Source organism: Planotetraspora kaengkrachanensis, assembly GCF_016862895.1.
Classification (GTDB): domain Bacteria; phylum Actinomycetota; class Actinomycetes; order Streptosporangiales; family Streptosporangiaceae; genus Planotetraspora; species Planotetraspora kaengkrachanensis.
The window spans coordinates 231,227-252,851 of the sequence record NZ_BONV01000003.1 but is presented as its reverse complement, the minus strand read 5'-3'; the positions used below and the strand labels follow the sequence as shown (position 1 = coordinate 252,851).

The following is a 21,625-nucleotide window of genomic DNA, read 5'->3' as shown; positions in this document are numbered from 1 at the left end:
TGGAGGGGCGAATGACCGACGTGCAGGCGTACGCCCGGAAGTGCTTCCGCGGCGCCACCACCGACCGGGTCGGCGTCGAGCTGGAGTTCCTCGTCTTCGACGCGAAGGTCCCCGCCAGGCACGTCCCCATCGCCCGGACGGCGGCCGCCCTCCCGCAGCTGCCGGGCGGCAGCCGGGTCACGTTCGAACCGGGCGGGCAGCTCGAACTCTCGGCTCCGCCGGCTCCGCTCGCGCAGGCCGTCGCCGATCTCGTCGCCGACGTCGACGCCGTACGGCTCGCGCTGGCCGGCGCGGGCCTGACCCTGGGGGCGTCGGGCCTCGACCGCCTGCGGCAGCCGATCCGCCAGCTCCACGAGCCGCGCTATGACGCCATGGCGGCCTACCTCGGCGTGCCGTACGGGGTCGCGATGATGTGCTCGACGGCCTCGATCCAGGTCAACGTGGATTTAGGCGCCGACCCCGCGGAGCGCTGGGCCCGTGCGCACGAACTCGGTCCGGTCCTCCTCGCGGCGTTCGCCAACTCGCCCGCCGACGGGTGGATGTCGGGCCGCCAGGCGGTGTGGTTCAACCTGGACCCGACCAGGACCGCCTCGGCGGCGGCGGGCGGCGACCCGGCCGGAGACTGGGCCGGCTATCTGCTGAACGCCGGCCTCATGATGATCAAGGACGGTGACGGCTTCCGCCCCGTGCCGGCCGGTTCGGTGTTCCGCGACTTCGAGGTGGTGGCCGGGCGGCCGCCTGAGGAGGCCGACGTCGCCTACCACGCGACCACCCTCTTCCCGCCCGTACGGCCACGAGGCTGGCTCGAGATCCGCTACCTCGACGCCCAGGGAGCCGACGAGTGGCCGGTCTGCGCCGCCGTCGTGAGCGCCCTGCTCATGGACGACCGCGCGGCCGCCGTCGCGCTCGAAGCCGCCGCGCCGGTGAGGGACAACTGGGTGCAGGCGGCCCGCTTCGGTCTCGCCGACCCCGCTCTGCGCGCGGCCGCCGCTACGTGTTTCCTCGCGGCGGCCGAGGCGCTTCCCCGGCTGGGAGCCGAGCCCTGGCTGACGGCCAGGGTCCGCGCCTTCGTCGCCAGACACATCGAGCCCGGTCGCTCGCCGGCCGTCGATCTGATGGAGGAGATGTACGCGTGAGCGATTCCATCAAGGTCCCTGACGTGACCACCCTCAAAGAGAAGATCGCCGCCGAGCTGGCCGCCGTGCGCGACCGCTCCCTGGCCTACACCGACATCGACGACGCCGTGCTCGTAAGCCAGCACTCGCCTCTGATGTCCCCTCTCGTGTGGGACCTCGCCCACGTCGGCAACTACGAGGAACTGTGGGTGCTGCGCGAGGTCGGCGGGATCACCCCGCTCCGGCCGGAGATCGACGATCTTTACGACGCCTTCACGCACACCCGCGGCGACCGGCCCAGCCTGCCGCTCCTGGGGCCCGGCGAGGCCAGGAGCTACATCGCCGGAGTGCGAGGTCGGGTGCTCGACGTGCTGGACAAGATCGACCTCGACGACTCGGACCCGCTGCGGGCGCGGGGGTTCGTCTTCGGGCTGGTCGTGCAGCACGAGCACCAGCATGACGAGACCATGCTCGCCACCCTGCAGCTGTCCAGGCAGCCGGGGCTGGTCCGCGAGGGCGACCTGCCGCCCCGCCGCTCCCCGAACCTCGGCGCGTCCCCCGAGGTTCACATCCCCGGCGGGATCTTCACGATGGGGGCCGGCGCCGCACCCTGGGCGTACGACAACGAGCGGCCCGCCCACCGCCTGCACCTGCCGGGCTACTGGATCGACCGGTTCCCCGTGAGCAACGGCGCCTACGCGGAGTTCGTCGCCGCGGGCGGCTACGACGATCCGCGCTGGTGGACGCCCAAGGGGTGGGAGTGGGTGGAGACGAAGGGCGTCCGCGCCCCCCTCTTCTGGACGAGGGACGGCGACGCCTGGTGGCGCACCAGGTTCGGACGGGAGGAGCCGGTGCCCCCGGACGAGCCGGTCCAGCACGTCTCCTGGTACGAGGCCGACGCCTACGCCCGGTGGGCGGGCAGGCGGTTGCCGACCGAGGCCGAGTGGGAGAAGGCCTGCGGCGGGCGCACCTATCCGTGGGGCGACGCCGACCCCACGCTCGACCAGGCGAACCTCGGCCACCTGGCGGCGCGTCCCGCTCCGATCGGCGCCTTCCCCCAGGGCGCGAGCCCGTACGGGGTGGAGCAGCTCATCGGGGATGTCTGGGAGTGGACCGACTCCTGGTTCGGGCCCTACCCGGGCTTCCGGAGCTTCCCGTACAAGGAGTACAGCGAGGTCTTCTTCGGCCAGGAGCACCGGGTGCTGCGCGGCGGCTCCTGGGCCACCCACCCCTCCGCCGTCCGGAGCACGTTCCGCAACTGGGACTATCCGGTCCGGAGGCAGATCTTCTCCGGGTTCCGGTGCGCCCGCTCGGAGGACTAGATGTGCCGCCACGCGGCCTGGCTGGGGCCGCCGCGCAGCCTGGCCTCGCTGATCTTCGAGCCTGAGCACGGGCTGCTCCCGCAGGCGTACGCGCCGCGGATGCAGCGGTTCGGGAGCGTCAACGCCGACGGATTCGGGGTGGGATGGTATGACCCGTCCCGTCTCGAGCCGGTCCGCTACCGCAGGTCGATCCCGATCTGGGCGGACGCCAACCTGCCCGGCATCGCCGACGTCGCGCGCTCCTCGTGTCTCATGGCGGCCGTCCGGTCCGCGACCGTGGGAATGCCCATCGAGGAGTCGGCCACCGCCCCGTTCTCGGACGGCGTCTGGCTGCTCAGCCACAACGGCCGGGTCCGGCGGGAGGCCGTCGCCCTGATGGCGGCGGGCTCGGAGAGCGCGTGCGACTCGGCGTGGCTCGCCTCCGCCGTGTTCACGCGGCTCCGTGAGGGGATGCCGGTCGCCCAGGCGCTGCCCATGGTCGTCAGGTCCGTCGCGGAGGCCGACCCCGGGGCCCGGCTCAACTTCCTCGTCAGCGGGGGAGCCGAGCTGGCCGCCACGACCTGGGGTGACACTCTGTTCGCCCATCTGGGTCAGGGCGTGCTCATCGCCAGCGAGCCGCTCGACGACCGCCCCGGATGGCAGGCCGTACCCGATCGCAACCTCCTGCTCGCGTCCCCCGACGGCGTGCTCGTGACACCGATCCACTGAGGAGCGACACATGGCGCTGATCGACCACCTCGACGGAGACTATCTGCGGCAGGCGCTGGAGAACGACGTGCGCACCGGGCTGACCTCCTCGCCCAAGTGGCTGCCGCCCAAGTGGTTCTACGACGCGACCGGCAGCGACCTCTTCTCGCGGATCACCCGGCTCGCCGAGTACTACCCGACCCGCAGGGAGCTCGAGATCCTGCGCCGGCACGCACCCGGCATGGCCGTGCACAGCGGGGCGGACACGCTGGTCGAGCTCGGATCCGGCACCAGCGAGAAGACCGTCCTGCTGCTCGACGCGCTGTCCGCCTCGGGCACGTTGCGGACCTACATGCCCGTGGACGTCGACGCGGTCACCCTGGAGGCCGCCGCCGCGCGGCTCGCGACCCGCTATCCCCGCCTCGCCGTACAGCCGGTCCGGGCCGACTTCGAGCACCACCTGTCCCTGCTGCCGAGGGAGGGCCGGCGGATGGTCGCCTTCCTCGGCGGGACGATCGGGAACCTGCCCCCTGCGGCCCGCGAGCTGTTCCTCAAGGAACTGCGCGCCACCCTCAGGCCGGGCGACACCCTGCTGCTCGGCACCGACCTGGTGAAGGACGTCCGGCGGCTGGTCGCGGCCTACGACGACGGGCGGGGGGTGACGGCCGCGTTCAACCGCAACGTGCTCCATGTCATCAACCGTGAGCTGGACGGCGACTTCGAGCCGGACGCGTTCGAGCACGTCGCCCGGTACGACGAGGACAACGCCTGGATCGAGATGCGCCTCAGGGCGACGCGGGCCATGTCCGTACGGCTGGGCCGCCTCGGGCTTTCCCTCGCCTTCGAGGCAGGCGAGGAGATGCGCACCGAGATCAGTGCCAAGTTCCGCGAGGAGGACGTGCGGCGCGAACTGGCCGCCGCGGGGTTCGACGTCGTGCGCTACTACACCGACCCCGCGGGTGACTTCGCCCTCACCCTGGCCGGTCGCTGACGGCCAGGGCGCGGTGTGGGGCCTGCTCGTGGTCGGCGCGTTCGGCCCGAGCGTGATCAGCCGGCTCGTGATCAGCCGGCTCGTGGTCAGCGCGCCAGCAAGCGGCGCAGCCAGTCGACCCGGGCGGCACGGGCCGCCTGGGAGATCGCCGCCTGGGGCACCATCGCGTCGAAACCGTGGAATCCGCCCGGCCACACGTGGAGCTCCGCCTGGCCGCCCGCCTGCCATATACGGGTGGCGTACGCGACGTCCTCGTCCCGGAACGTCTCGGCGGAACCCACGTCGATGAAGGCCGGCGGCAGCCGGGACAGGTCCTGCGCGCGGGCGGGCGCCGCATAGGGGGAGACATCGGGGCCGCCTCGCCGTTCCCCGAGCAACGCCGTCCATCCGGTGTCGTTCGACGTCCTGTCCCACACGCCCAGGCCGGCCATCTGCCGGCTGGACACGGTGTCGTTGCGGTCGTCGAGCATCGGGCAGGCCAGCAGCTGCCCGGCCGGCGTGGGGCCGCCGCGGTCACGGGCGAGCAGCACGACGGCCGCGGACAGACCGCCTCCCGCGCTTCCACCGCCGACGACGATCCGGTCCCGGTCGACGCCGATCTCCTCCGCGTGCTCCGCCGTCCAGACCAGACCGGCGTAGCAGTCCTCCACCGGGGCCGGGTGCGGATGCCGGGGCGCCAGGCGGTACTCCACCGAGACCACGGCGAGCCGCAGTTCCTGCGCCATCTCCAGGATGAGCTCGATCCCGGTCCGGTTGTCTCCCATGATCATGCCGCCGCCGTGGATGTGGTACACGGCGGGGACCGGGCCCGTGACCCCGGTGGGCCGGCAGATGAGCAGCGAGACGTCCGGCGCGCCCTCCGGCCCCGGCACGGTGCGCTCCTCGATCTCGAAGGCGCCCCCGCGGCGGAGGTCGTCGTCCGACGGTCGCATCAGGGCGGTGGCGCCCTGCAGGTCGGGGATCATCTCCGGCAGCAGAGCGGGCGGGACGCCGTCCGCCATGGTCGCCAGGGCGACGGCCAGTTCGGGATCGAACGGGGGAGGAGTCAGGCGCTCGTCGTACGGCGGGGAGGGCGGAACGGTCATCGGACCTCCTGGTGCGTCGATCTGGTGCGTCGATCTGGTGCGTCGATCTGGTGCGTCGATCTCCGCGTGGCGGTTCCACGCGGTGGATCCATGCTGCAACGCGGCCGGAGCCGGCGACTGCGCCGGGTCGAGTACGGCCGGGGTCACCCCGCCTGCGCGGCGATGATCTCCTCGCCGAACCGCGCGCAGCCGTCGCAGATGCGGACTCCTCCGCCGGTCACGAGTGCAGTGACATCCGTGGCGGGCTTGTTGCAGAAGGAGCACGACAGCGCGCTCGGCAGGGCCACGAGTTCCAGATGGGCGCGCGGCGCGTCCGGCCGCCCGGCGTCGTCGACGACCCGGCAGGCGAGTGAGACGCAGGCGTCGCAGATGAACACGGCGGGTCCCGCGACGAGCCGGTTGACCTCCGTCTTGCCGGCCCCGCAGAAGCCGCACGCCGGGTCGGCGGGCTTCCTGCGGGATCTCCAGCCGGCCGTGCCGCCGGTGGCCTCGATGATCTGGTGGACCCGCTGGTGGCTGATGTCGAGCGCCTCGGCGATCTCGTGCAACGACGACCCGCTCAGGTGGAGGCGCCGGACGGCCTGGTGGTAGGCGTTCTTGGCCTGTTCGGCATGGTCCTGCGCCTCGGTCCACCGGGTGCCGGCCTGACGTGCCCGGAGCAGCAATTCCTCGTCGAGAGCCATGCCGTCCAGGTTAGTTAGACACTCGGGAGCCGCGCACGGATCCTGGCGCCTGCCGGTGGGCCCGGGTGTCATGCGGGGGAGGCGGGGGAGGCGGCGGCCGCGCCGACCCGGGCGATCGCGGCGCGGACGATCGTCTGCTCCTCTTCCGGCAGGGCCCGGCCTGCGTGGACCATGTGCAGGGCCGTGCGCAACCGGGTGCGCTCCTCCGGAGTGCCCAGGCCGCCGAGGTTTGTCGTCTAGTGCTCCTTGACGCAAGTGGGCAGGCGTGACCGCACCCGTCGGTGGAAGCTCGATTCAGCCGGCTTCGAGGATGTGCTTCATCCGGGTGAGGTCGGCCTGGACGAGGCCGGCGTCGCGGGCGAAGTCCTCGTCGCTCATGCCGGGGAGACGGCGGACGGTGAACACCACCTCGCAGCCGTCCCCGTCGGGGAACACCCGCATCGGATTGTGGACTACCTCGCCCGAGGGCATCGTGACCTCGTGGTCGAGGACGCCGAAGGCGTTGCGCTCCGCGAAGGCGACGCCCACGCGGCCCCCGCCGGTCTCCACGAACCACCGCCCGCCGACGTTCTCCACCGCGCTGCCGAGCCCCGGCGCCCACTCCGGGATGTTCGCCGGATTCGACGCGTACTCGTAGACCTCGTCCGCGGGCCGGTCGATCTGCTCACTGATGTGCCTGGATTGCGAAGCCATGCCCGCCATCATGCCGAAGACGGCCGACGTTCCCTCGCCGGAGGAGATCGGTCAGGACACCGGTTCCGGCGGGGTCAGGAACTTCGACCGCTCGGGGTGCTCGCTCGGCAGGATCCGCGCGCCCATGGCCCTGTCGCTCCTCAGCCGGTTCATCGAGATCGCGAGGGACGTTCCGTACACCATGTGGCCAAGCGCCAGGAGTGCCTGGCGCCCGGGGGAGTCGCGGGAGATCGGCGGATACATCTTCAGCCGGGGCATCAGGTGCTGAAAGCTGGCGTACCAGACCGCGAGGCCGTACGCCGCGCCGACCGGAAGCGGGACCCGCTGCCCGCGGAACAGCAGGCCGAGCGCGGCCCCCGCGGCGCTGCCGTACGCGTAGTGGCCGATCGTCGCGAGCGCCCCCTCGCCCGGCTTGGGGCGGTGCCTGCTGCCGGGAAGGGCGACGCGCACGACCCTCTTGGGAGGGGCATGGCCCAGCAGGCCCGCCTGCTCTCCCGCCATCAGCACGGCGCTGTAAACAGCGGTCGCGAGGGCGCCGCCGACTGCGCCGTTCACCAGGTTGCGCGTCATGATGGGGCCTATTCCCCCGGCCCGCGGGCGCGTTCCCCCGCAACCGGCCCGCTTCGGGTAAACACCTCACCTCTCGTCACCGGTGCACTCGCCGGCCTTGATCGCTTCCATACCCGGCACGCGGTTTGCCAGGTGGCGCCGCGGGGGCACGGACCAGCCATGACACCGCTCGCCGTCCTTGCGGGCCCGGCGAGCCCGGCCGATCTGGTGGCGGCGCGAACCCAGATGGCCCTCTCACTGGGCTGGCACATCGTCTTCGCCTGCCTCGGCGTGGGCATGCCGGCGTTGCTGTTGTTCACCGAATGGCGGGCCCATCGGACCGGCGACGCGGTCTACATGCGGCTCGCCCGGCGATGGGCCACGGCCGTGGGCGTGCTCTTCGCGGTGGGCGCGGTCTCCGGCACCATCCTGAGCTTCGAGATGGGCCTGTTGTGGCCGGGCCTGATGGGTGTCTACGGCGAGGTCATCGGCCTGCCGTTCGCCATGGAGGGCATCGCGTTCTTCGTCGAGGCGATCTTCCTCGGCGTCTACCTCTACGCCTGGGACCGGCTCTCTCCCCGGGCACACCTGCTCAGTGGGATCCCCGTGCTCGTCGCGGGCGTGTCGTCGGCCGTCTTCGTCGTGGCGGCCAACGCGTGGATGAACGCGCCGCGCGGATTCGACCTCGAGAACGGCAAGGTCGCCGGGGTCGCGCCCTGGGCCGCGGTGTTCAACCCGGCGATGCCCCCGCAGGTCCTGCACATGGTCATCGCGGCCTTCATGGTGTCGGGATTCGGCACCGCCGGGGTCTACGCGGTGGCTTTGCTGCGGGGACGCCGCGACCGCTACCACCGGCTCGGCTTCCTGGTGCCGTTCACGCTGGCGGCGGCGCTCTCGCCGGTCCAGGTCGTCGCGGGCGACTACGCCGCGCGGTTCCTCGCCGGCGACCAGCCCACCAAGCTCGCCGCCGCCGAGGCGCTGTTCCCCACCGGCCCGAACGCGCCGCTGCACCTCGGCGGGCTGGTGATCGACGGCAGGATCCGGTACGCGCTCGAGATCCCCAGCGGGCTGTCGATGCTGGTGGGCTTCACGCCAGGGACCGTCGTCCAGGGGCTGGACCGGGTCGCGCCCGCGGACCGGCCGCCGATCAGTCCCGTCCACCTGGCGTTCGACACGATGGTGGGCATCGGGATGGTGCTGCTGCTCCTGTCCGCCTGGCTGGCTCTGAGCTGGTGGCGGCGGCGCGACCTGCCCGCCTCGCCGTGGTTCCTGCGGCTCGCCTCCGTCGCGGGTGTGCTCGCCGTCATCGCGGTCGAGACGGGGTGGGTCGTCACCGAGGTCGGGCGGCAGCCCTGGATCGTGTACGGCAAGATGCGGACCTTCGAGGCGGTCAACCCCGCCCCCGGCCTGTGGGTGGGCTTCGCCGTGGTCGCCGTCGTCTACGCGTTCCTCACGGTCGCGGTCGTCTACGTCCTGCGCCACGTGGCCCGCACCGGGCACGTCGCCCCGCAGGAAACGGAGCCCTGATGGACTCGGCGCAGATCCTGTTGGCCGTCATGTGGGCGGGGCTCACCGTCTACGCGCTGCTCGGCGGAGCCGACTTCGGCGGCGGCGTCTGGGACCTGCTCGCCGGGCGCAGCCGGGCCGGCATGCCGCAGCGGCGGCTCATCGAGCACTCGATCGGCCCGGTGTGGGAGGCCAACCACGTCTGGTTGATCTTCGTGCTCGTGGTGTTGTGGACCGGCTTCCCCCTGGCCTTCGCCTCGGTGATGTCCACGCTCTACATCCCGCTCACGCTGGCCGCGCTCGGGATCATCGCGAGGGGCGCCGCCTTCGCCTTCCGCAAGGCCAGCACGGAGTTGTGGCAGCAGCGCCTGTTCGGCGGGGCGTTCGCCCTCTCGTCCGTGCTGACGCCGTTCTTCCTCGGAACGGTCGCCGGGGGGATCGCGTCCGCCCGGGTCCCGCCGGGTCTCGCGGCCGGTGACGTGGTGGGGAGCTGGCTGAACCCGACCTCGCTGCTGGGGGGCGTGCTCGCCGTCCTGGTCTGCGCCTACCTCGCGGCGGTCTACCTGTGCGACGACGCCGCGCGCTCCGGGACGCCGCAGCTGGCGGAGGGGTTCCGCCGGCGTGCCCTGCTCGCCGCCGTCGTGACCGGCGCCGGCGCGCTCGCCGGCATCGCCGTGCTCCACTGGGACGCTCCCCGCCTCTTCTCCGGTCTCATCCACCGGGCGCTGCCCCTGGTCGTGCTCAGCGCCGTGCTCGGGATCGCGTCGATCGTCCTGCTCGCGCTGCGGCGCCACCTGCTCGTACGGGTGGCGGCCGTGCTCGCCGTCGCGGCCGTCATGTGGGGCTGGCCGGTGGCCCAGTATCCGGCGATGTTGCCGCCGGGCCTCACCTACCAGGAGGCCGCCGCGGCGCCCGTGGTGACCACGACCGTTCTCGTGGTGGCTGGAGTGGGGGCGCTGCTCGTGGTGCCGTCCCTCGTCTGGCTGTTCGTCCTCCAGCGCCGCATGCCGTACGACGCCGACACGTCCGGCTGAGGCCGTCTTTCAGACGACGCGCGAGGCGGCCTCCACGATCGCCTGCAGCCGGTTCCCGTGCGCGCCGTGCCAGTAGACGTGCCCGCAGCCGAGGCAGCGGGCGAACGTGTCGTATCGGCGCCTGGTCCCCGGTGGCAAGACGTGCTCGACCTCGCCCTTGGCGACCGGGGACAGCAGGCCGTTGCACGCCGTGCACCGGGTCCAGGGGGCGAGCGGGGGCGCGAAACGATCGAGCGTGTCACGGAGCTGGTCGTCCGGGCGCGCGCCGCGGACGTAGGCGCCGAGCCACAGGGCCCGGCGGCGAAGCAGGCCGCGGTCCTTGGTGAGCAGCACCCTCGACTCGGCGTTGGCCTGCGCGATCAGCGCGTCGTCGCCGAGGTCGTTGCGGTAGGCGACGTCGACGCCGACGAGGCGCAGCCGTCTGGCGAGGGTGCCGAGATGGACGTCGAGGACGAACCGGGGCGCCGGGATCGGCTGTGGCCTCGCCACCCCCAACACGCGCACGGCGTCGGCCGGGCCCGGACGGTACGACGGCGCGACCGGCCGTCCTGCGGCGAGGAGCGTGCCGACCTCCGGAAGCGGGATGCCCGCGGACTCGACCACGTGCCCGAGCGACGACGTGCCGTCGTAGGGCACGCGGCAGACGACGGCCCGGCGGCGGGGCGGGAGGAACAGCCACAGTTCCGCCCCGACGCGCAGGTCGAGTTCGCCGCGGACCATGCCTCCATCATGCCGGGACGTCCGCGACGGGTGCTCGGCCACGGTGATGGAAGCCGATAACGCGTAGGAGATCTCCTACGGTTGACTTGTAGGGAATCTCCTACCTATTGTTGTCGCCATGACAGGTAGCGAGCGGGTGACGGCGGGAGGCGCGGACGTCTTCGCAGCACTCGCCAGTCCGGTGCGGCGCGAGCTGACGGCGCTGCTGCTCGGCGGGCCGCGGTCGGTGAACGACCTCGCCTCGCACTTCGAGATGAGCCGCCCGAGCGTCTCCGAGCATCTCCGGGTGCTGCGCGACGCCGGGCTGGTCAGCGAGGAGCGCAGCGGGCGGCGGCGGCTCTACCGGCTGGAGGCGGAGCCGCTGATGGAAGTGTCGCGCTGGCTCTCGCCGTACGAGCGGTTCTGGCGGGAAAGGCTCGCCGGGCTGCGTGAACTGCTGGATGAAGAGGATGGAGACGACCATGAGCGCTGACCTGACGTCGATCGAGGTCGACGAGTTCCTGCCGCACCCGCCGACCAAGGTGTGGCGTGCCCTGACCGATTCGGCGCTGCAGGAGCGGTGGCTGATGGCGGGCGACATGAAGCCCGTGGTGGGGCACCGCTTCACCTTCACCACCCGGCCGATACCGCAGGTCGAGTTCGACGGGGTGATCTCGTGCGAGGTGCTCGACGTCGAAGAGGAACGCCTGCTGCGCATCAGCTGGAGAGGCGGAGCGCTGGACACCACGGTCACCTGGAGGCTGGTCGCCGAGGGACAGGGCACCCGGTTGTTCGTCGAACACGCGGGTTTCGACCTCGACGACCCGGCTCAGGCCTTCGCGTTCAAGAACATGGGCAGCGGCTGGCGCTCCACGGTGATCCCGTCGCTTCTCAAGACGCTCAGCGCGATGTGACCGTCCCCTTCCGCAGGTACTCGCCGGCCGCGTCCAGGAGCCAGTCGGCGAGGTAACCCGCGAACGAGGACCGCACGAACACGCGGAACCCCTCCTCGCCCGTCGCGGCGAGCACGACCAGCGCGCGGGCGAGCATCGTCTGCGCACAGCGTCCCGGGCCGAACACCCGGGGGTGCAGGTCGAGCGCGCAGCCGTGCGCGAGCAGGTCGCGCGAGCGGGGGCCGTCAACGGAGATGACCGTGCGCTGGGCCGACACGTCGGTGATCCCCACGTGCGCCGTCCCGGCCGCCGCCCGGATCGTCCCTTCGGGGTCGTCTCCCCGCTCTCCGACCACCAGCCACTCGTCGGGCCCCATCCAGAGCACGTCGGCTTGAGCGCTCGTGCAGGTGCCGGGATCGGTCGGCAGGGGCGCGCCCAGGGCGAGCCCGATGTCGGCCGCCGCCCGGCTCTTCGGGTCCACGCGCAGGTTGATCTGCGTGAGGAAGGGCACCTCCGCGATGCGCAGGTCGTCGGACGACACCGGCGTGAACCGGGCCGGCGGGCTCAGTCGCTCAGCCATCGCGGCGGGCTCCCTCGGGGTCGTAGAGGATGTGGGACGTGACGGTGACGGGGACCAGTTCGTCGCCGAGCGGGACGTACAGTTCCTCGCCCATCCGGTCACGGCCACCGCTGACCAGTGCGAGCGCGAAGGTGCTGCCCAGCACCGCGCTGCGGTAGCTCGACGTCACGTGGCCGAGGGTCGGGACCGGCGGCTCGGGCAGCGTGCCCGTCTCCACGAGGTGGGCGCCCTCGGGGAGGAGCCGGCCGGGGTCCGCGGGGAGCAGGCCGACCAGGTGCTTGCGGTCCGGCCGGCTCGTGTCGGCCCTGGCGAACGAGCGCTTCCCGATGAAGTCGGGCTTCTTCTTCGACACGACCCAGTCCATGCCGAGGTCGGCCGGGGTGACCGTGCCGTCGGTGTCCTGGCCGACGATCGGGTAGCCCTTCTCCGCCCGCAGCACGTGCATCGTCTCGGTGCCGTACGGCGTGACCGTCCCCGTGCCCATGACCGCCTCCCACAGGGCGAGTCCGTCCCACGCGTTGACGTTGATCTCGTAGGCGAGCTCGCCGGAGAAGCTGATCCGGCACACCCGCGCGGCCAGCCCGGCCACCTCGGTGTCCCGCCAGGTCATGAAGGGGAAGCTCGCCGCGTCGACGGCGAGGCCGGGAGCCAGGCCGGCCAGCACGTCACGGGAACCGGGACCCGCGAGGGCCACGGTCGCCCAGTGCTCGGTGACCGACGTGCAGTAGACCCGCAGGTGCGGCCACTCCGTCTGGAGCCACTCCTCCATCCAGTCGAGCACGGCCGCCGCGTTGCCCGTGGTCGTCGTCACCAGGAACCGGTCGTCGGCCAGGCGGATGACGGTGCCGTCGTCGAAGACCATCCCGTCGGGCCTGCACATGACGCCGTAGCGGATCGCGCCCACCTTGAGGGTGCTCATCATGTTCGTGTAGAGCCGGTCGAGGAACTCCGCCGCGTCCGGGCCCTGCACGTCGATCTTGCCGAGGGTGGAGGCGTCCATCGCGCCCACGGACGTCCGTACGGCATGGCACTCACGCAGGACGGCGGCCTCCATGTCCTCGCCCGCACGCGGGTAGTACCAGGGGCGCTTCCACTGGCCGACGTTCTCGAACGGAGCCCCGTAGGCCACGTGCCACTCGTGCAGCGACGTGGTCCGCACCGGGTCGTGCAGCGCGCCCCTGTCCCGTCCGGCGAGCGTGGAGAAGCCGACCGGCACGTACGGCGCGCGGAACGTGGTGGTGCCGAGATCGGCGAGCGGCAGGCCGAGAGCGTGGCCGACGACCGCGCTGGTGAGCACGCCGGACAACTTGCCCTGGTCGTGCGCCGTGCCCGCCGTGGTGTAGCGCTTGACGTGCTCGACCGAACGCAGTCCCGCTCCGGTCGCCTTCATGACGTCGGCGACGGTGACGTCACGCTGGAGATCCACGAAGTGCGTGGCGTAGTCGGCGGCCTCCACGAGCCACAGGTGGGCGGCCGGCTCGGCGGGTTCCTCTGCGGGGGTCTCGGGGATCCGGAAGGCGTCCCCCATGCGGAACCCGGCGGCCTCGGCCGCCCGCGCTCCGGCCGCGGCGCCGTCCTCCAGGCACCCGGCCAGGGTGAACACCCCGCGCGCGGCGCCCGCCACCTCGACCGCCTGCCGTACGGGCCCGGGCACGAACGAGCCGGTCGCGTCGTCGTGGCGGAGCTCGCCGCCCGCCTGGCTGAACAGATGGACCAGGGGGTTCCAGCCGCCCGAGACGAGCAGCAGGTCGGCTTCGATCTCCCGGTCCACGTGACCGGCACCGGAAACGGTGACGGACGAGACGCCCTCGTCGCCGCCGACCGCGGTGACCACGTGGCCGGTGAGGACCTCGGTGCCGTCCTGCGCGTGGCCGGCGGTGTCGCGGGTGTCGACGATGGCGGCGATCTCGACACCGGCCGCCGCGAGATCCCGGGCGGCGGCGTAGGCGCTGTCGTTCGTGGTGAACACGACCGCACGCGCGCCGGGCAGGACGCCGTGGCGGTTGGCGTACGCCCGGGCCGACCCGGCCAGCATGACGCCCGGCCGGTCGTTGCCGGCGAAGGCGATCGGCCGTTCGTGGGCTCCCGTGGCCAGCACGACCTGGCGGGCCCTGATGCGCCACACGCGCTCGCGGGAGTAGGCGTCCGCGCCGCGCCGCTCGACGGCGACGAGGTAGTTGTCGTCGTAGTAGCCGAACACGCTGGTGCGGCTCAGCACCCGGACGTCGGGGCGGCCGCCGAGCTCCGCGAGCGTCGTGGCCGCCCACTCGTCTCCCGGCACGCCGCCGACCGTCTCGGCGGTGTCGGGCAGGCTGCCGCCCGCGACCGGCCGGTCGTCCGCGATGATCACACGGGCGCCGGTGCCCGCCGCCGCGGCGGCCGCCGCCAGACCGGCCGGACCCGCGCCGACGACGAGGACGTCGCAGTGCGCGTGGACCGCGTCGTAGCGGCTCGTGTCGGGTTCCTCGCTCAGCCGTCCCCGGCCCCGCAGGCTCGTCGCGTCGAGCCCCTCGGTGAGGTCGAGGGTCGTGGCCTGCGCCATCGGCTCCACGCCGTACCGCACGAGGGCGTTGGGCTCCTCCGTCCAGGCGGCGTAGATCCCACGTGGGCGGCCCAGAGCGGGACTCGCGGCCACCGTGCGCACACCGTTGGCCAGCAGGGCGGAGGCCAGCGTGTCGCCGCGGACCCCCTCGTAATCCCGGCCGTCGAAGCGGAACCGGACCGGCTCGCCCTGCCACCCGGCCATCCGGCGGGACGTCACGCGATCACCTCGCGGGCCTCGATCTCGTTGGTGGCGGTGTTCCGCACGGCGTTGAACCAGCGGCGGCACCCCGCCGTGTGGTTCCACCGCTCGGCGAACCGGCCCTCGGGGTTGTCGCGGAAGAACAGGTAGCGGGCCCACTCCTCGTCGGACAGCGCCGCGGGGTTCTCGGGATAGGCGACGTGCGCCTGCCCGCCGTAGTGGAACTCCGCCTCGTCGCGCGGTCCGCACCACGGACAGGGGATCAGCAGCATGGGGTCTGGGTCTCCTTCAGTGGGCCTTCAGTGGGCCACGGCCGCCGCGCCGTGCTCGTCCACGAGCGCGCCGGTGGTGAACCGTTCGAGCGAGAAGGGGGCGTTGAGGGGGTGCGGCTCGCCGTGGGCGATCGTGTGCGCGTAGCACCAGCCCACGCCGGGCGTCGCCTTGAAGCCGCCGGTTCCCCAGCCGCAGTTGACGAGCAGGCCGTCCACCGGCGTCGTGCCGACCACGGGGGAGGCGTCAGGGGTGACGTCGACGATCCCCGCCCAGGTGCGCAGGACGTGGGCCCGGGCGAAGATCGGGAAGAGCTCCAGCGCCGCCGACATCTGCTGTTCGATGATGTGGAACGCGCCGCGCCGGCGGTAGGAGTTGTACGGGTCGATGCCCGCGCCCATGACCAGCTCGCCCTTGTGGGCCTGGCTGACGTAGACGTGCACGGCGTTCGACATGACCACCGTCGGGTGCACGGGCTCGAGCAGTTCCGACACGAGCGCCTGGAGCGGATGGGTCTGCACCGGCAGCTCCACTCCGGCGGTCGCGGCGACGACGGAGGAGTGGCCGGCGGCGGCCAACGCGACCGTGCCCGCAGCGATCCTCCCCCTGGTCGTCTGGACGGCCTGGACCCGGCCGCCGGCCACCTCGACCCCGGTGACCTCGCAGTTCTCGATCAGGTGCACGCCCATGGCCGCGGCGGCCCGGGCGAAGCCCCAGGCCACGTAGTCGTGCTTGGCGATGCCGGCCCGCGGCTGGTAGGTGGCGCCGAGCACCGGATAGCGCACGTCGGGCGAGACGTCGACGATCGGGCAGACCTCCTTGACCTCCTCAGGCGTCAGCCATTCGGCGTCGACGCCGTTGAGGCGGTTGGCGTGGACCCGGCGCACGCTTTCCCTGACGTCCTGCAGGCTGTGCGCGAGGTTGAGCACGCCGCGCTGGCTGAACAGGATCGGGTACCCGAGGTCGTCCTCGAGCCCCTCCCACAGCTTGAGGGCGTGCTCGTAGATGCCGGCGCTCTCGTCCCACAGGTAGTTGGACCTGATGATCGTGGTGTTGCGTGCCATGTTGCCGCCGGCCAGCCAGCCGCGCTCCAGCACCGCCACGTCGGTGATCCCGTGGTTCTTGGCCAGGTAGTAGGCCGTCGCCAGCCCGTGGCCGCCGCCGCCCACGATCACCACGTCGTACGAGCGCCTGGGCTCCGGGCTGCTCCACAACCAGTCGGGGTGATCCGGGAAGTCTTTGGTCACGATTCTTCTCCGGCGTAGAGCGGGTGCTTGGCGGCGAGGGCCTCGACGCGTCCGCGCAGGTGGGCGATCGACGCCTCGTCGCCGTCACCGGTCAGGGCCGCCGCGACGACGTCGGAGACCTCCTGGAAGTCGGCGGTCTGGAAACCGCGCGTCGCCAGCGCGGGGGTGCCGATCCGCAGGCCGGAGGTGACCATCGGGGGCCGGGGGTCGAACGGCACGGCGTTGCGGTTGACGGTGATGCCGGCCTCGTGCAGCCGGTCCTCGGCCTGCCGGCCGTCCAGCTCGGACGCGCGCAGGTCGACCAGCACCAGGTGGACGTCCGTGCCTCCGGACAGGACCCGCACACCCGCCGCTGCGGCGTCCGGCTCGAGGAGGCGGGCGGCCAGGACGCGCGCCCCTTCGAGGGTGCGCCGCTGCCGGTCGGCGAACCAGTCGCCCGCCGCGATCTTGAACGAGACCGCCTTGGCCGCGATGACGTGTTCGAGCGGGCCGCCCTGCTGGCCGGGGAACACCGTCGAGTTGATCTTCTTGGCGAGTTCCCCGGTGGACAGGATCACACCGCCCCTCGGCCCGCCGAGCGTCTTGTGCGTGGTCGTCGTCACGACGTGGGCGTGCGGCACGGGGGAGGGATGCAGCCCCGCGGCGACCAGGCCGGCGAAGTGGGCCATGTCGACCATGAGGTACGCCCCGACCTCGTCGGCGATCCTGCGGAAGGTCGCGAAGTCGAGGTGACGGGGATAGGCCGACCAGCCCGCGATGATCAGCTTCGGCCGGTGCTCCCTGGCCAGCCGCTCCACCTCGTCCATGTCCACGAGGTTGTCGCTCTCGCGCACGTGGTAGGCGACCACGTTGTAGAGCCGGCCGGAGAAGTTGATCCGCATGCCGTGCGTGAGGTGGCCGCCGTGCGCCAGGTCCAGACCGAGGATCGTGTCGCCGGGTTCGAGCAGGGCCGCCATCGCCGCCGCGTTCGCCTGCGCGCCCGAGTGCGGCTGCACGTTCGCGGCCTCCGCACCGAACAGGGCCTTCACCCGGTCGATCGCCAGCGTCTCGATGACGTCGACGTTCTCGCAGCCGCCGTAGTAGCGCCTGCCCGGGTAGCCCTCGGCGTACTTGTTGGTCAGGACGGATCCCTGCGCCCGCATGACCGACACCGGGGCGAAGTTCTCCGAGGCGATCATCTCGAGCGTGGACTGCTGGCGGTGCAACTCGGCGCCGATCGCCGCCGCGACCTCGGGGTCGGCCTCGGCGAGCGGTGTGTCGACCAGCGATTCGGATGGGTTCAAGGCGGGTCCTCCAGAGGTGGTGCTCATGCGGTGACCGCGTCAGCCGCGGAGGCGTTCCATGGCGGGGTCGAACAGGGGCTCCTCGGCGACGACCGCGGCGACCCGCCGGTCGAAGTATCCGATGTGCACCACCTGGCCGGGCGTGGTCAGCTCGGTGGGAAGCCAGGCGTAGGCGATCCCCTTGCCGATGGTGTAGCCGTAGGCCGCGCTCGTGACGTAGCCGACGCAGCGGTCGCCGTCGTACACCGGCTCCTTGCCCATGACCACGGCCTCGGGGCCGTCGACGGTCAGGCACGTCAGGCGCCGCCGTACGTCCTCGCGGCGTTCGAGCAGGGCCTCGCGGCCGATGAAGTCGCCCTTGTCCGGCTTGACGGCGAACGCCAGGCCCGCCTCGTAGGGGTCGTGCTCGTAGGTCATGTCAGTGCCGAACGACCGGTAGCCCTTCTCCAGCCGGAGGCTGTTGAACGCGCCGCGGCCGCCCGCGATGATCCCGTGCTCCTGCCCGGCCTCCCACAGGGTGTCCCAGAGCTTGGCGCCCATGTCGGCGGTCGTGTAGAGCTCCCAGCCGAGCTCTCCGACGTAGGACAGCCGCAGGGCCGTGACGGGAACCGCCCCGACGTGGGCCTTCTTGCCGCGGAAGTAGCGGAAGCCGTCCGCGGAGAAGTCGCGCCCGGCGAGCGGGGCGACCACCTCACGGACCCGGGGACCCCAGATGCCGATGCAGCAGGTGCCCGCCGTGATGTCGCGGACCACCACGGAGGGGTCGGCGTGCCGGTGGAACCAGTCCAGGTCGAGGTTGCCGTTCGCGCCCACCTGGTAGTGGTCGCGCCCCAGCCGCGCGATGGTGACGTCGCTGCGGATGCCGCCGTCCTCGTCCAGGAGCAGGCAGTACGTCACCGAGCCGACGGACTTGTCCACGTCGCCGGTCGACAGCCGCTGGAGGAAGGCCGTGGCCCCCGGCCCGCTGACCTCGATGCGCTTGAGCGCCGACATGTCGTACATCGCGACGGACTCGCGGGAGGCCTGCGCCTCGGCGCCGACGATCGGCGACCAGTGGCGGGACGCCCAGTCGCCGGGGTGCGGAATGTCCCTGCCCTCCACCAGGCCGGCGTTGGCCTCGTACCACTGGGGGCGCTCCCAGCCGGTCGCCTCGAGGAAGTACGCGCCCAGTTCGCGCTCACGCGGGTAGAAGGGGCTGGTCCGCAGCGGCCGGAGGTTCGCCGGCGGCTCGAGCGGATGGATGATGTCGTAGACCTCGACGTAGTTCTGGCAGTCGCGGGCGAGGACGTAGTCGGGGGCGAGCTGGTGGGGCTCGAACCGGTTGACGTCGCACTCGTGCAGGTCGAACGACGAGCAGTGGCCGTCGGCCAGCCACTCGGCCATGGCCCTGCCGACGCCGGCCGAGTGCGTCACCCACACGGCCTCGGCCACCCAGAAGCCCTTGACCTCGGGCGACTCGCCGAGCAGCGGCATGTTGTCGGTCGTGAAGGAGAACAGTCCGTTGATGCCCTCCTCGACCTGGGTGTCGCGGGTGTCCGGCATCAGCGACCGCGTCTCGGCCCAGGCGGGGGCGAAGTCGTCCTCGGTGAATGTCAGCACCGAGGGCATGACCTCCGCCTCGTCGAACGGCAGGATCTGCTCGGAGGTGATCGGCAGAGGGCGGTGGCCGTAGTAGCCGACGCCCAGCCGGTCGAACCGTTCGCGGTAGTAGAGGTCGGCGTCCTGGTGCCGCAGGATCGGGCGCACCGCCTCCTGCGCCGCGTCCAGCCCCTTGACCGGGCCGGTCCAGGCGAGCTGGTGGGCGAGCGGCGTGAGAGGGAGCGTCATGCCGGCCATGCGGGCCACCTTGGGACCCCAGATGCCGGCGCAGCAGACCACGATGTCGGCGGGGATCTCGCCCTGGTCGGTCACGACGCCGGTCACCCGGCCGTCCTCGCTGCGGACGTCGAGGACCTCGTGCCGCTCCAGGACGCGGACGCCGCGCTCGCGCGCCTTCTCGAGCTGAACCTCGACCGCGTGTACCGCCTTGGCGAGGCCGTCGGTGGGGACGAACAGCCCGCCCAGCACCCGGTCCTTCGACAGGAGCGAGTGGCGTTCCACGCACTCCTCGGGGGTGAGCAGGTGCGCCTCGAGGCCCCAGGCGGTGGCCCAGCCGTGCCGGCGGTGCAGTTCGGTGAGACGCTCGGGCGTGGTGGCGACCTCGAGCCCGCCCACCTGGAGGAAGCAGCCGAGCGCGCTCAGCTTCTCCACCGTGTAGCGGGCCATCTCGGTCATGGTCTTGGAGGAGTTCGTCTGGAAGACCAGGCCGGGCGCGTGGGACGACGAGCCGCCCGTCGCCGGTACGGGGCCCTGGTCGACGACCGTGATCTCGGTCCATCCCTTGGCGGAGAGCTCTTCGGCGAGGGCTGCCCCGACGACTCCGGCTCCGATGATGACGACGCGCGGGCCAGCCATACACACCTCCGTCGTTGCGCATGTCGAAACATCATGCGCGTCCCGCAACAGAGTCCTATTCACCCCATATGCCTGTCAAGAACTCATAGCCGCGACCCCCCTTGGGTGTGATCATGCACAGGTTCGGGCGCGCATGGTCTCACCTGCGCAAACGAGTTTCGTGATCATGCACACGTTCGCGATCATGGTGCGTGACATGCGCAGACATAGTTCGTGATCATGCAGCCATCGCCACGCCCCCGGCGTACGCGTTGTCGCCGCGAGACGCCGGGGAGAGTGGTGATGAGGCTCGTCAGAGGCGAGGCGCGGCCTGAGCCGGCGCCGAGGCGGCGTAGTTCTGCAGGAAGTGCGCTTCGGCCAGAGCGAGCCGCTCCAGCTCGTCGGGGGAGACGCTCTCGTTGACCGCGTGAATGCGCGCCTCGGGCTCGTTGAGGCCGATCAGCAGGATCTCCGCCTCCGGGTACAGCCGGGCGAGGGTGTTGCACAACGGGATGCCGCCCCCGTTCCCGGCGATCTGCATCGCCTCGCCGTACGCCGAGAGCATGGCCGCGGCCATGGCCTTGTACGCGGTGGAGGAGGTGTCGGCGCGGAACGCCCCGCCGTTGCCGCGCGGCGTGACGGTGACCCTGGCGCCCCAGGGGGCGGCGGACTCGAGGTGGTACGTCAGCGCCGCGGTGGCCTTCGCGACGTCGACGCCCGAGGGGATGCGAAGAGCCAGCTTGGCCCTCGCGGAGGCGTGCAGGCTCGGCGTGCCTCCCACGACGGGCGGGCAGTCGATCCCCATCACGTTCACCGACGGGCGGGCCCAGAGTCTGTCGGCGACCGTGCCGGTGCCCACGAACCCCACTCCGTCGAGGATCCCGGCGTCGTCGCGGAACAGTTCCTCCGGGTATTCCATGCCCTCCCAGACGCCGTCGGCTCCCACGCCCTCGATCGCCGTGGCGCCGGTTCCGTCCCACAACGAGTCGAGCATCCGGATCAGCGCCGCGAGCGCGTCGGGGGCGACGCCGCCGAACTGGCCGGAGTGCAGGTCGCCCTTGAGGGTCTCGACCAGGACCTCCACCATCGTCATGCCCCGCAGTTGTGAGGTGACCGTCGGAGTCCCCGCGCGGAAGTTCCCCGCGTCGCCGACGAGGACGGCGTCGGCGGCGAGCAGTTCCGGGTGCGCCTCGGCGTGGCGTTCGAGCCCTCCGGTGCCCTGCTCCTCCGACCCCTCCACGATGATCTTCACGTTCACCGGCACGCCGCCGTGGTCGCGCAGGGCGCGAAGCGCGGTGAGGTGCATGATCAGGCCGCCCTTGCAGTCGGCGGCGCCGCGGCCGTACCACCGCCCGTCCCGTTCGGTCAGCTCGAACGGCGGCGACAGCCAAGCGGACTCCTCGAGCGGAGGCTGCACGTCGTAGTGGGCGTACAGCAGGACGGTCGGCGCGCCCGCGGGTCCAGGAAGGAAGCCGTACACCGACTGGGTGCCGTCCGGCGTGTCGAGCACGGCCACGTCGCTGAAGCCGTCCCGGGTGAGGGCGTCGGCGATCCATCGGGCCGCGCCGGCGCACTCGTCCCCCAGGGACAGCCGGGGATCGGCGATCGAACGGTATGACACGAGTTCCGCCAGGTCGCCGCGGGCCTGGGGCATCAGCGCGGCGACCGTTTCGCGGAGGCGAGAAGCAGACATGGGCACCACCTTGGCCCATGTCCGGACCCGATGCTGCGTGACCCTGGTCACCTCGGTTCGGAGCCGGCCTTCGGGCGGAATGCCCGCATGCCGGCTCCGTGGCGTGCCCGCGGGTGGAA

The 21,625-nt window shown here is 72.0% G+C and carries 21 protein-coding genes; 8 read left to right on the top strand and 13 right to left on the bottom strand.

Annotated elements, in window-relative coordinates; all coding sequences use genetic code 11:
* Positions 1–11: 11 nt before the first annotated feature.
* From Pka01_RS05790 to egtD, 4 genes are read left to right on the top strand one after another with little or no spacing between them, the layout of a single operon-like run.
* Entirely contained in the window at positions 12–1,136 is a 1,125-nt protein-coding gene (locus Pka01_RS05790; protein WP_203881542.1) for a glutamate-cysteine ligase family protein, read from the top strand.
* Positions 1,133–2,437 carry an ergothioneine biosynthesis protein EgtB gene (gene egtB, locus Pka01_RS05785; RefSeq protein WP_239114760.1) on the top strand — a complete coding sequence of 435 codons (1,305 nt, stop codon included), beginning with the start codon at positions 1,133–1,135 and terminating at the stop codon, positions 2,435–2,437. The genes Pka01_RS05790 and egtB overlap by 4 nt, the downstream gene beginning before the upstream one ends.
* Positions 2,438–3,145, top strand: coding sequence for an ergothioneine biosynthesis protein EgtC (egtC, locus tag Pka01_RS05780; protein WP_203881541.1), 708 nt, complete (start codon positions 2,438–2,440; stop codon positions 3,143–3,145). It abuts the gene before it with no gap.
* A 10-nt stretch (positions 3,146–3,155) separates the two neighbouring features.
* Positions 3,156–4,115 (top strand): L-histidine N(alpha)-methyltransferase, encoded by a 960-nt coding sequence (egtD, locus tag Pka01_RS05775; protein ID WP_203881540.1) that lies wholly within the window; start codon positions 3,156–3,158, stop codon positions 4,113–4,115.
* 86 nt (positions 4,116–4,201) lie between these two features.
* Here egtD and Pka01_RS05770 read toward each other — a convergent pair whose 3' ends face one another.
* The 5 genes from Pka01_RS05770 to Pka01_RS05755 all read right to left on the bottom strand — a co-directional run bounded on the left by Pka01_RS05770 (position 4,202) and on the right by Pka01_RS05755 (position 7,146).
* Complete coding sequence (locus Pka01_RS05770; protein ID WP_203881539.1) at positions 4,202–5,200, bottom strand: alpha/beta hydrolase; 999 nt, start codon at positions 5,198–5,200, stop codon at positions 4,202–4,204.
* 143 nt (positions 5,201–5,343) lie between these two features.
* Complete coding sequence (locus Pka01_RS05765) at positions 5,344–5,883, bottom strand: ClpX C4-type zinc finger protein (RefSeq protein ID WP_203881538.1); 540 nt, start codon at positions 5,881–5,883, stop codon at positions 5,344–5,346.
* A gap of 68 nt (positions 5,884–5,951) precedes the next feature.
* Entirely contained in the window at positions 5,952–6,074 is a 123-nt protein-coding gene (locus Pka01_RS41160; protein WP_275414431.1) for a hypothetical protein, read from the bottom strand.
* Positions 6,075–6,177: 103 nt separating this feature from the next.
* Positions 6,178–6,576 carry an SRPBCC family protein gene (locus Pka01_RS05760; RefSeq protein WP_203881537.1) on the bottom strand — a complete coding sequence of 133 codons (399 nt, stop codon included), beginning with the start codon at positions 6,574–6,576 and terminating at the stop codon, positions 6,178–6,180.
* 51 nt (positions 6,577–6,627) lie between these two features.
* Entirely contained in the window at positions 6,628–7,146 is a 519-nt protein-coding gene (locus Pka01_RS05755) for a DUF6789 family protein (RefSeq protein WP_203881536.1), read from the bottom strand.
* A gap of 159 nt (positions 7,147–7,305) precedes the next feature.
* On the opposite strand from Pka01_RS05755, the gene Pka01_RS05750 reads away from it, so the two are divergent.
* Positions 7,306–8,652, top strand: coding sequence for a cytochrome ubiquinol oxidase subunit I (locus Pka01_RS05750; protein WP_203881535.1), 1,347 nt, complete (start codon positions 7,306–7,308; stop codon positions 8,650–8,652).
* Positions 8,652–9,665 (top strand): cytochrome d ubiquinol oxidase subunit II, encoded by a 1,014-nt coding sequence (locus tag Pka01_RS05745; protein ID WP_203881534.1) that lies wholly within the window; start codon positions 8,652–8,654, stop codon positions 9,663–9,665. The genes Pka01_RS05750 and Pka01_RS05745 overlap by 1 nt, the downstream gene beginning before the upstream one ends.
* Positions 9,666–9,674: 9 nt before the next feature.
* Here Pka01_RS05745 and Pka01_RS05740 read toward each other — a convergent pair whose 3' ends face one another.
* Positions 9,675–10,385, bottom strand: coding sequence for a Mut7-C RNAse domain-containing protein (locus Pka01_RS05740; protein WP_203881533.1), 711 nt, complete (start codon positions 10,383–10,385; stop codon positions 9,675–9,677).
* A 118-nt stretch (positions 10,386–10,503) separates the two neighbouring features.
* Between Pka01_RS05740 and Pka01_RS05735 the strand changes: the two genes are divergently transcribed.
* Both Pka01_RS05735 and Pka01_RS05730 read left to right on the top strand, forming a co-directional pair.
* On the top strand, positions 10,504–10,857 hold the full coding sequence (locus tag Pka01_RS05735; RefSeq protein ID WP_203881532.1) for an ArsR/SmtB family transcription factor: 354 nt from the start codon (positions 10,504–10,506) through the stop codon (positions 10,855–10,857).
* On the top strand, positions 10,847–11,278 hold the full coding sequence (locus Pka01_RS05730; RefSeq protein ID WP_203881531.1) for an SRPBCC family protein: 432 nt from the start codon (positions 10,847–10,849) through the stop codon (positions 11,276–11,278). The genes Pka01_RS05735 and Pka01_RS05730 overlap by 11 nt, the downstream gene beginning before the upstream one ends.
* On the opposite strand, the gene Pka01_RS05725 is transcribed toward Pka01_RS05730, so the two are convergent.
* The 7 genes from Pka01_RS05725 to Pka01_RS05695 form a co-directional block, all read right to left on the bottom strand.
* Positions 11,265–11,837, bottom strand: coding sequence for a sarcosine oxidase subunit gamma (locus Pka01_RS05725; RefSeq protein WP_203881530.1), 573 nt, complete (start codon positions 11,835–11,837; stop codon positions 11,265–11,267). The genes Pka01_RS05730 and Pka01_RS05725 overlap by 14 nt on opposite strands.
* Complete coding sequence (locus Pka01_RS05720) at positions 11,830–14,598, bottom strand: 2Fe-2S iron-sulfur cluster-binding protein (protein WP_373318099.1); 2,769 nt, start codon at positions 14,596–14,598, stop codon at positions 11,830–11,832. Before Pka01_RS05720 ends, Pka01_RS05725 begins: the two co-directional genes overlap by 8 nt.
* Positions 14,595–14,852, bottom strand: a complete 258-nt coding sequence (locus Pka01_RS05715; RefSeq protein WP_203881529.1) for a sarcosine oxidase subunit delta — start codon at positions 14,850–14,852, stop codon at positions 14,595–14,597. Before Pka01_RS05715 ends, Pka01_RS05720 begins: the two co-directional genes overlap by 4 nt.
* Before the next feature lie 27 nt (positions 14,853–14,879).
* Positions 14,880–16,097 (bottom strand): sarcosine oxidase subunit beta family protein, encoded by a 1,218-nt coding sequence (locus tag Pka01_RS05710; protein ID WP_239114759.1) that lies wholly within the window; start codon positions 16,095–16,097, stop codon positions 14,880–14,882.
* Positions 16,094–17,407 (bottom strand): serine hydroxymethyltransferase, encoded by a 1,314-nt coding sequence (gene glyA, locus Pka01_RS05705; protein WP_203881528.1) that lies wholly within the window; start codon positions 17,405–17,407, stop codon positions 16,094–16,096. Before glyA ends, Pka01_RS05710 begins: the two co-directional genes overlap by 4 nt.
* Before the next feature lie 12 nt (positions 17,408–17,419).
* Positions 17,420–19,834 carry a GcvT family protein gene (locus Pka01_RS05700; protein ID WP_203881527.1) on the bottom strand — a complete coding sequence of 805 codons (2,415 nt, stop codon included), beginning with the start codon at positions 19,832–19,834 and terminating at the stop codon, positions 17,420–17,422.
* A 292-nt stretch (positions 19,835–20,126) separates the two neighbouring features.
* Positions 20,127–21,506 carry a dipeptidase gene (locus Pka01_RS05695; protein ID WP_203881526.1) on the bottom strand — a complete coding sequence of 460 codons (1,380 nt, stop codon included), beginning with the start codon at positions 21,504–21,506 and terminating at the stop codon, positions 20,127–20,129.
* Positions 21,507–21,625: the final 119 nt, after the last annotated feature.

Bases quoted from the DNA above. Each gene is read 5' to 3' on its own strand.
- Pka01_RS05765 (WP_203881538.1), bottom strand. From the start codon at position 5,883: ATGGCTCTCGACGAGGAATTGCTGCTCCGGGCACGTCAGGCCGGCACC.
- Pka01_RS05715 (WP_203881529.1), bottom strand. From the start codon at position 14,852: ATGCTGCTGATCCCCTGTCCGTGGTGCGGACCGCGCGACGAGGCGGAG.
- Pka01_RS05725 (WP_203881530.1), bottom strand. From the start codon at position 11,837: ATGGCTGAGCGACTGAGCCCGCCGGCCCGGTTCACGCCGGTGTCGTCC.
- glyA (WP_203881528.1), bottom strand. From the start codon at position 17,407: ATGAGCACCACCTCTGGAGGACCCGCCTTGAACCCATCCGAATCGCTG.
- Pka01_RS05790 (WP_203881542.1), top strand. From the start codon at position 12: ATGACCGACGTGCAGGCGTACGCCCGGAAGTGCTTCCGCGGCGCCACC.
- Pka01_RS05730 (WP_203881531.1), top strand. From the start codon at position 10,847: ATGAGCGCTGACCTGACGTCGATCGAGGTCGACGAGTTCCTGCCGCAC.
- Pka01_RS05750 (WP_203881535.1), top strand. From the start codon at position 7,306: ATGACACCGCTCGCCGTCCTTGCGGGCCCGGCGAGCCCGGCCGATCTG.
- Pka01_RS05740 (WP_203881533.1), bottom strand. From the start codon at position 10,385: ATGGTCCGCGGCGAACTCGACCTGCGCGTCGGGGCGGAACTGTGGCTG.
- Pka01_RS05760 (WP_203881537.1), bottom strand. From the start codon at position 6,576: ATGGCTTCGCAATCCAGGCACATCAGTGAGCAGATCGACCGGCCCGCG.
- egtD (WP_203881540.1), top strand. From the start codon at position 3,156: ATGGCGCTGATCGACCACCTCGACGGAGACTATCTGCGGCAGGCGCTG.
- Pka01_RS05695 (WP_203881526.1), bottom strand. From the start codon at position 21,506: ATGTCTGCTTCTCGCCTCCGCGAAACGGTCGCCGCGCTGATGCCCCAG.
- egtC (WP_203881541.1), top strand. From the start codon at position 2,438: ATGTGCCGCCACGCGGCCTGGCTGGGGCCGCCGCGCAGCCTGGCCTCG.
- Pka01_RS05735 (WP_203881532.1), top strand. From the start codon at position 10,504: ATGACAGGTAGCGAGCGGGTGACGGCGGGAGGCGCGGACGTCTTCGCA.
- Pka01_RS05700 (WP_203881527.1), bottom strand. From the start codon at position 19,834: ATGGCTGGCCCGCGCGTCGTCATCATCGGAGCCGGAGTCGTCGGGGCA.
- Pka01_RS05755 (WP_203881536.1), bottom strand. From the start codon at position 7,146: ATGACGCGCAACCTGGTGAACGGCGCAGTCGGCGGCGCCCTCGCGACC.
- Pka01_RS05745 (WP_203881534.1), top strand. From the start codon at position 8,652: ATGGACTCGGCGCAGATCCTGTTGGCCGTCATGTGGGCGGGGCTCACC.
- Pka01_RS05770 (WP_203881539.1), bottom strand. From the start codon at position 5,200: ATGACCGTTCCGCCCTCCCCGCCGTACGACGAGCGCCTGACTCCTCCC.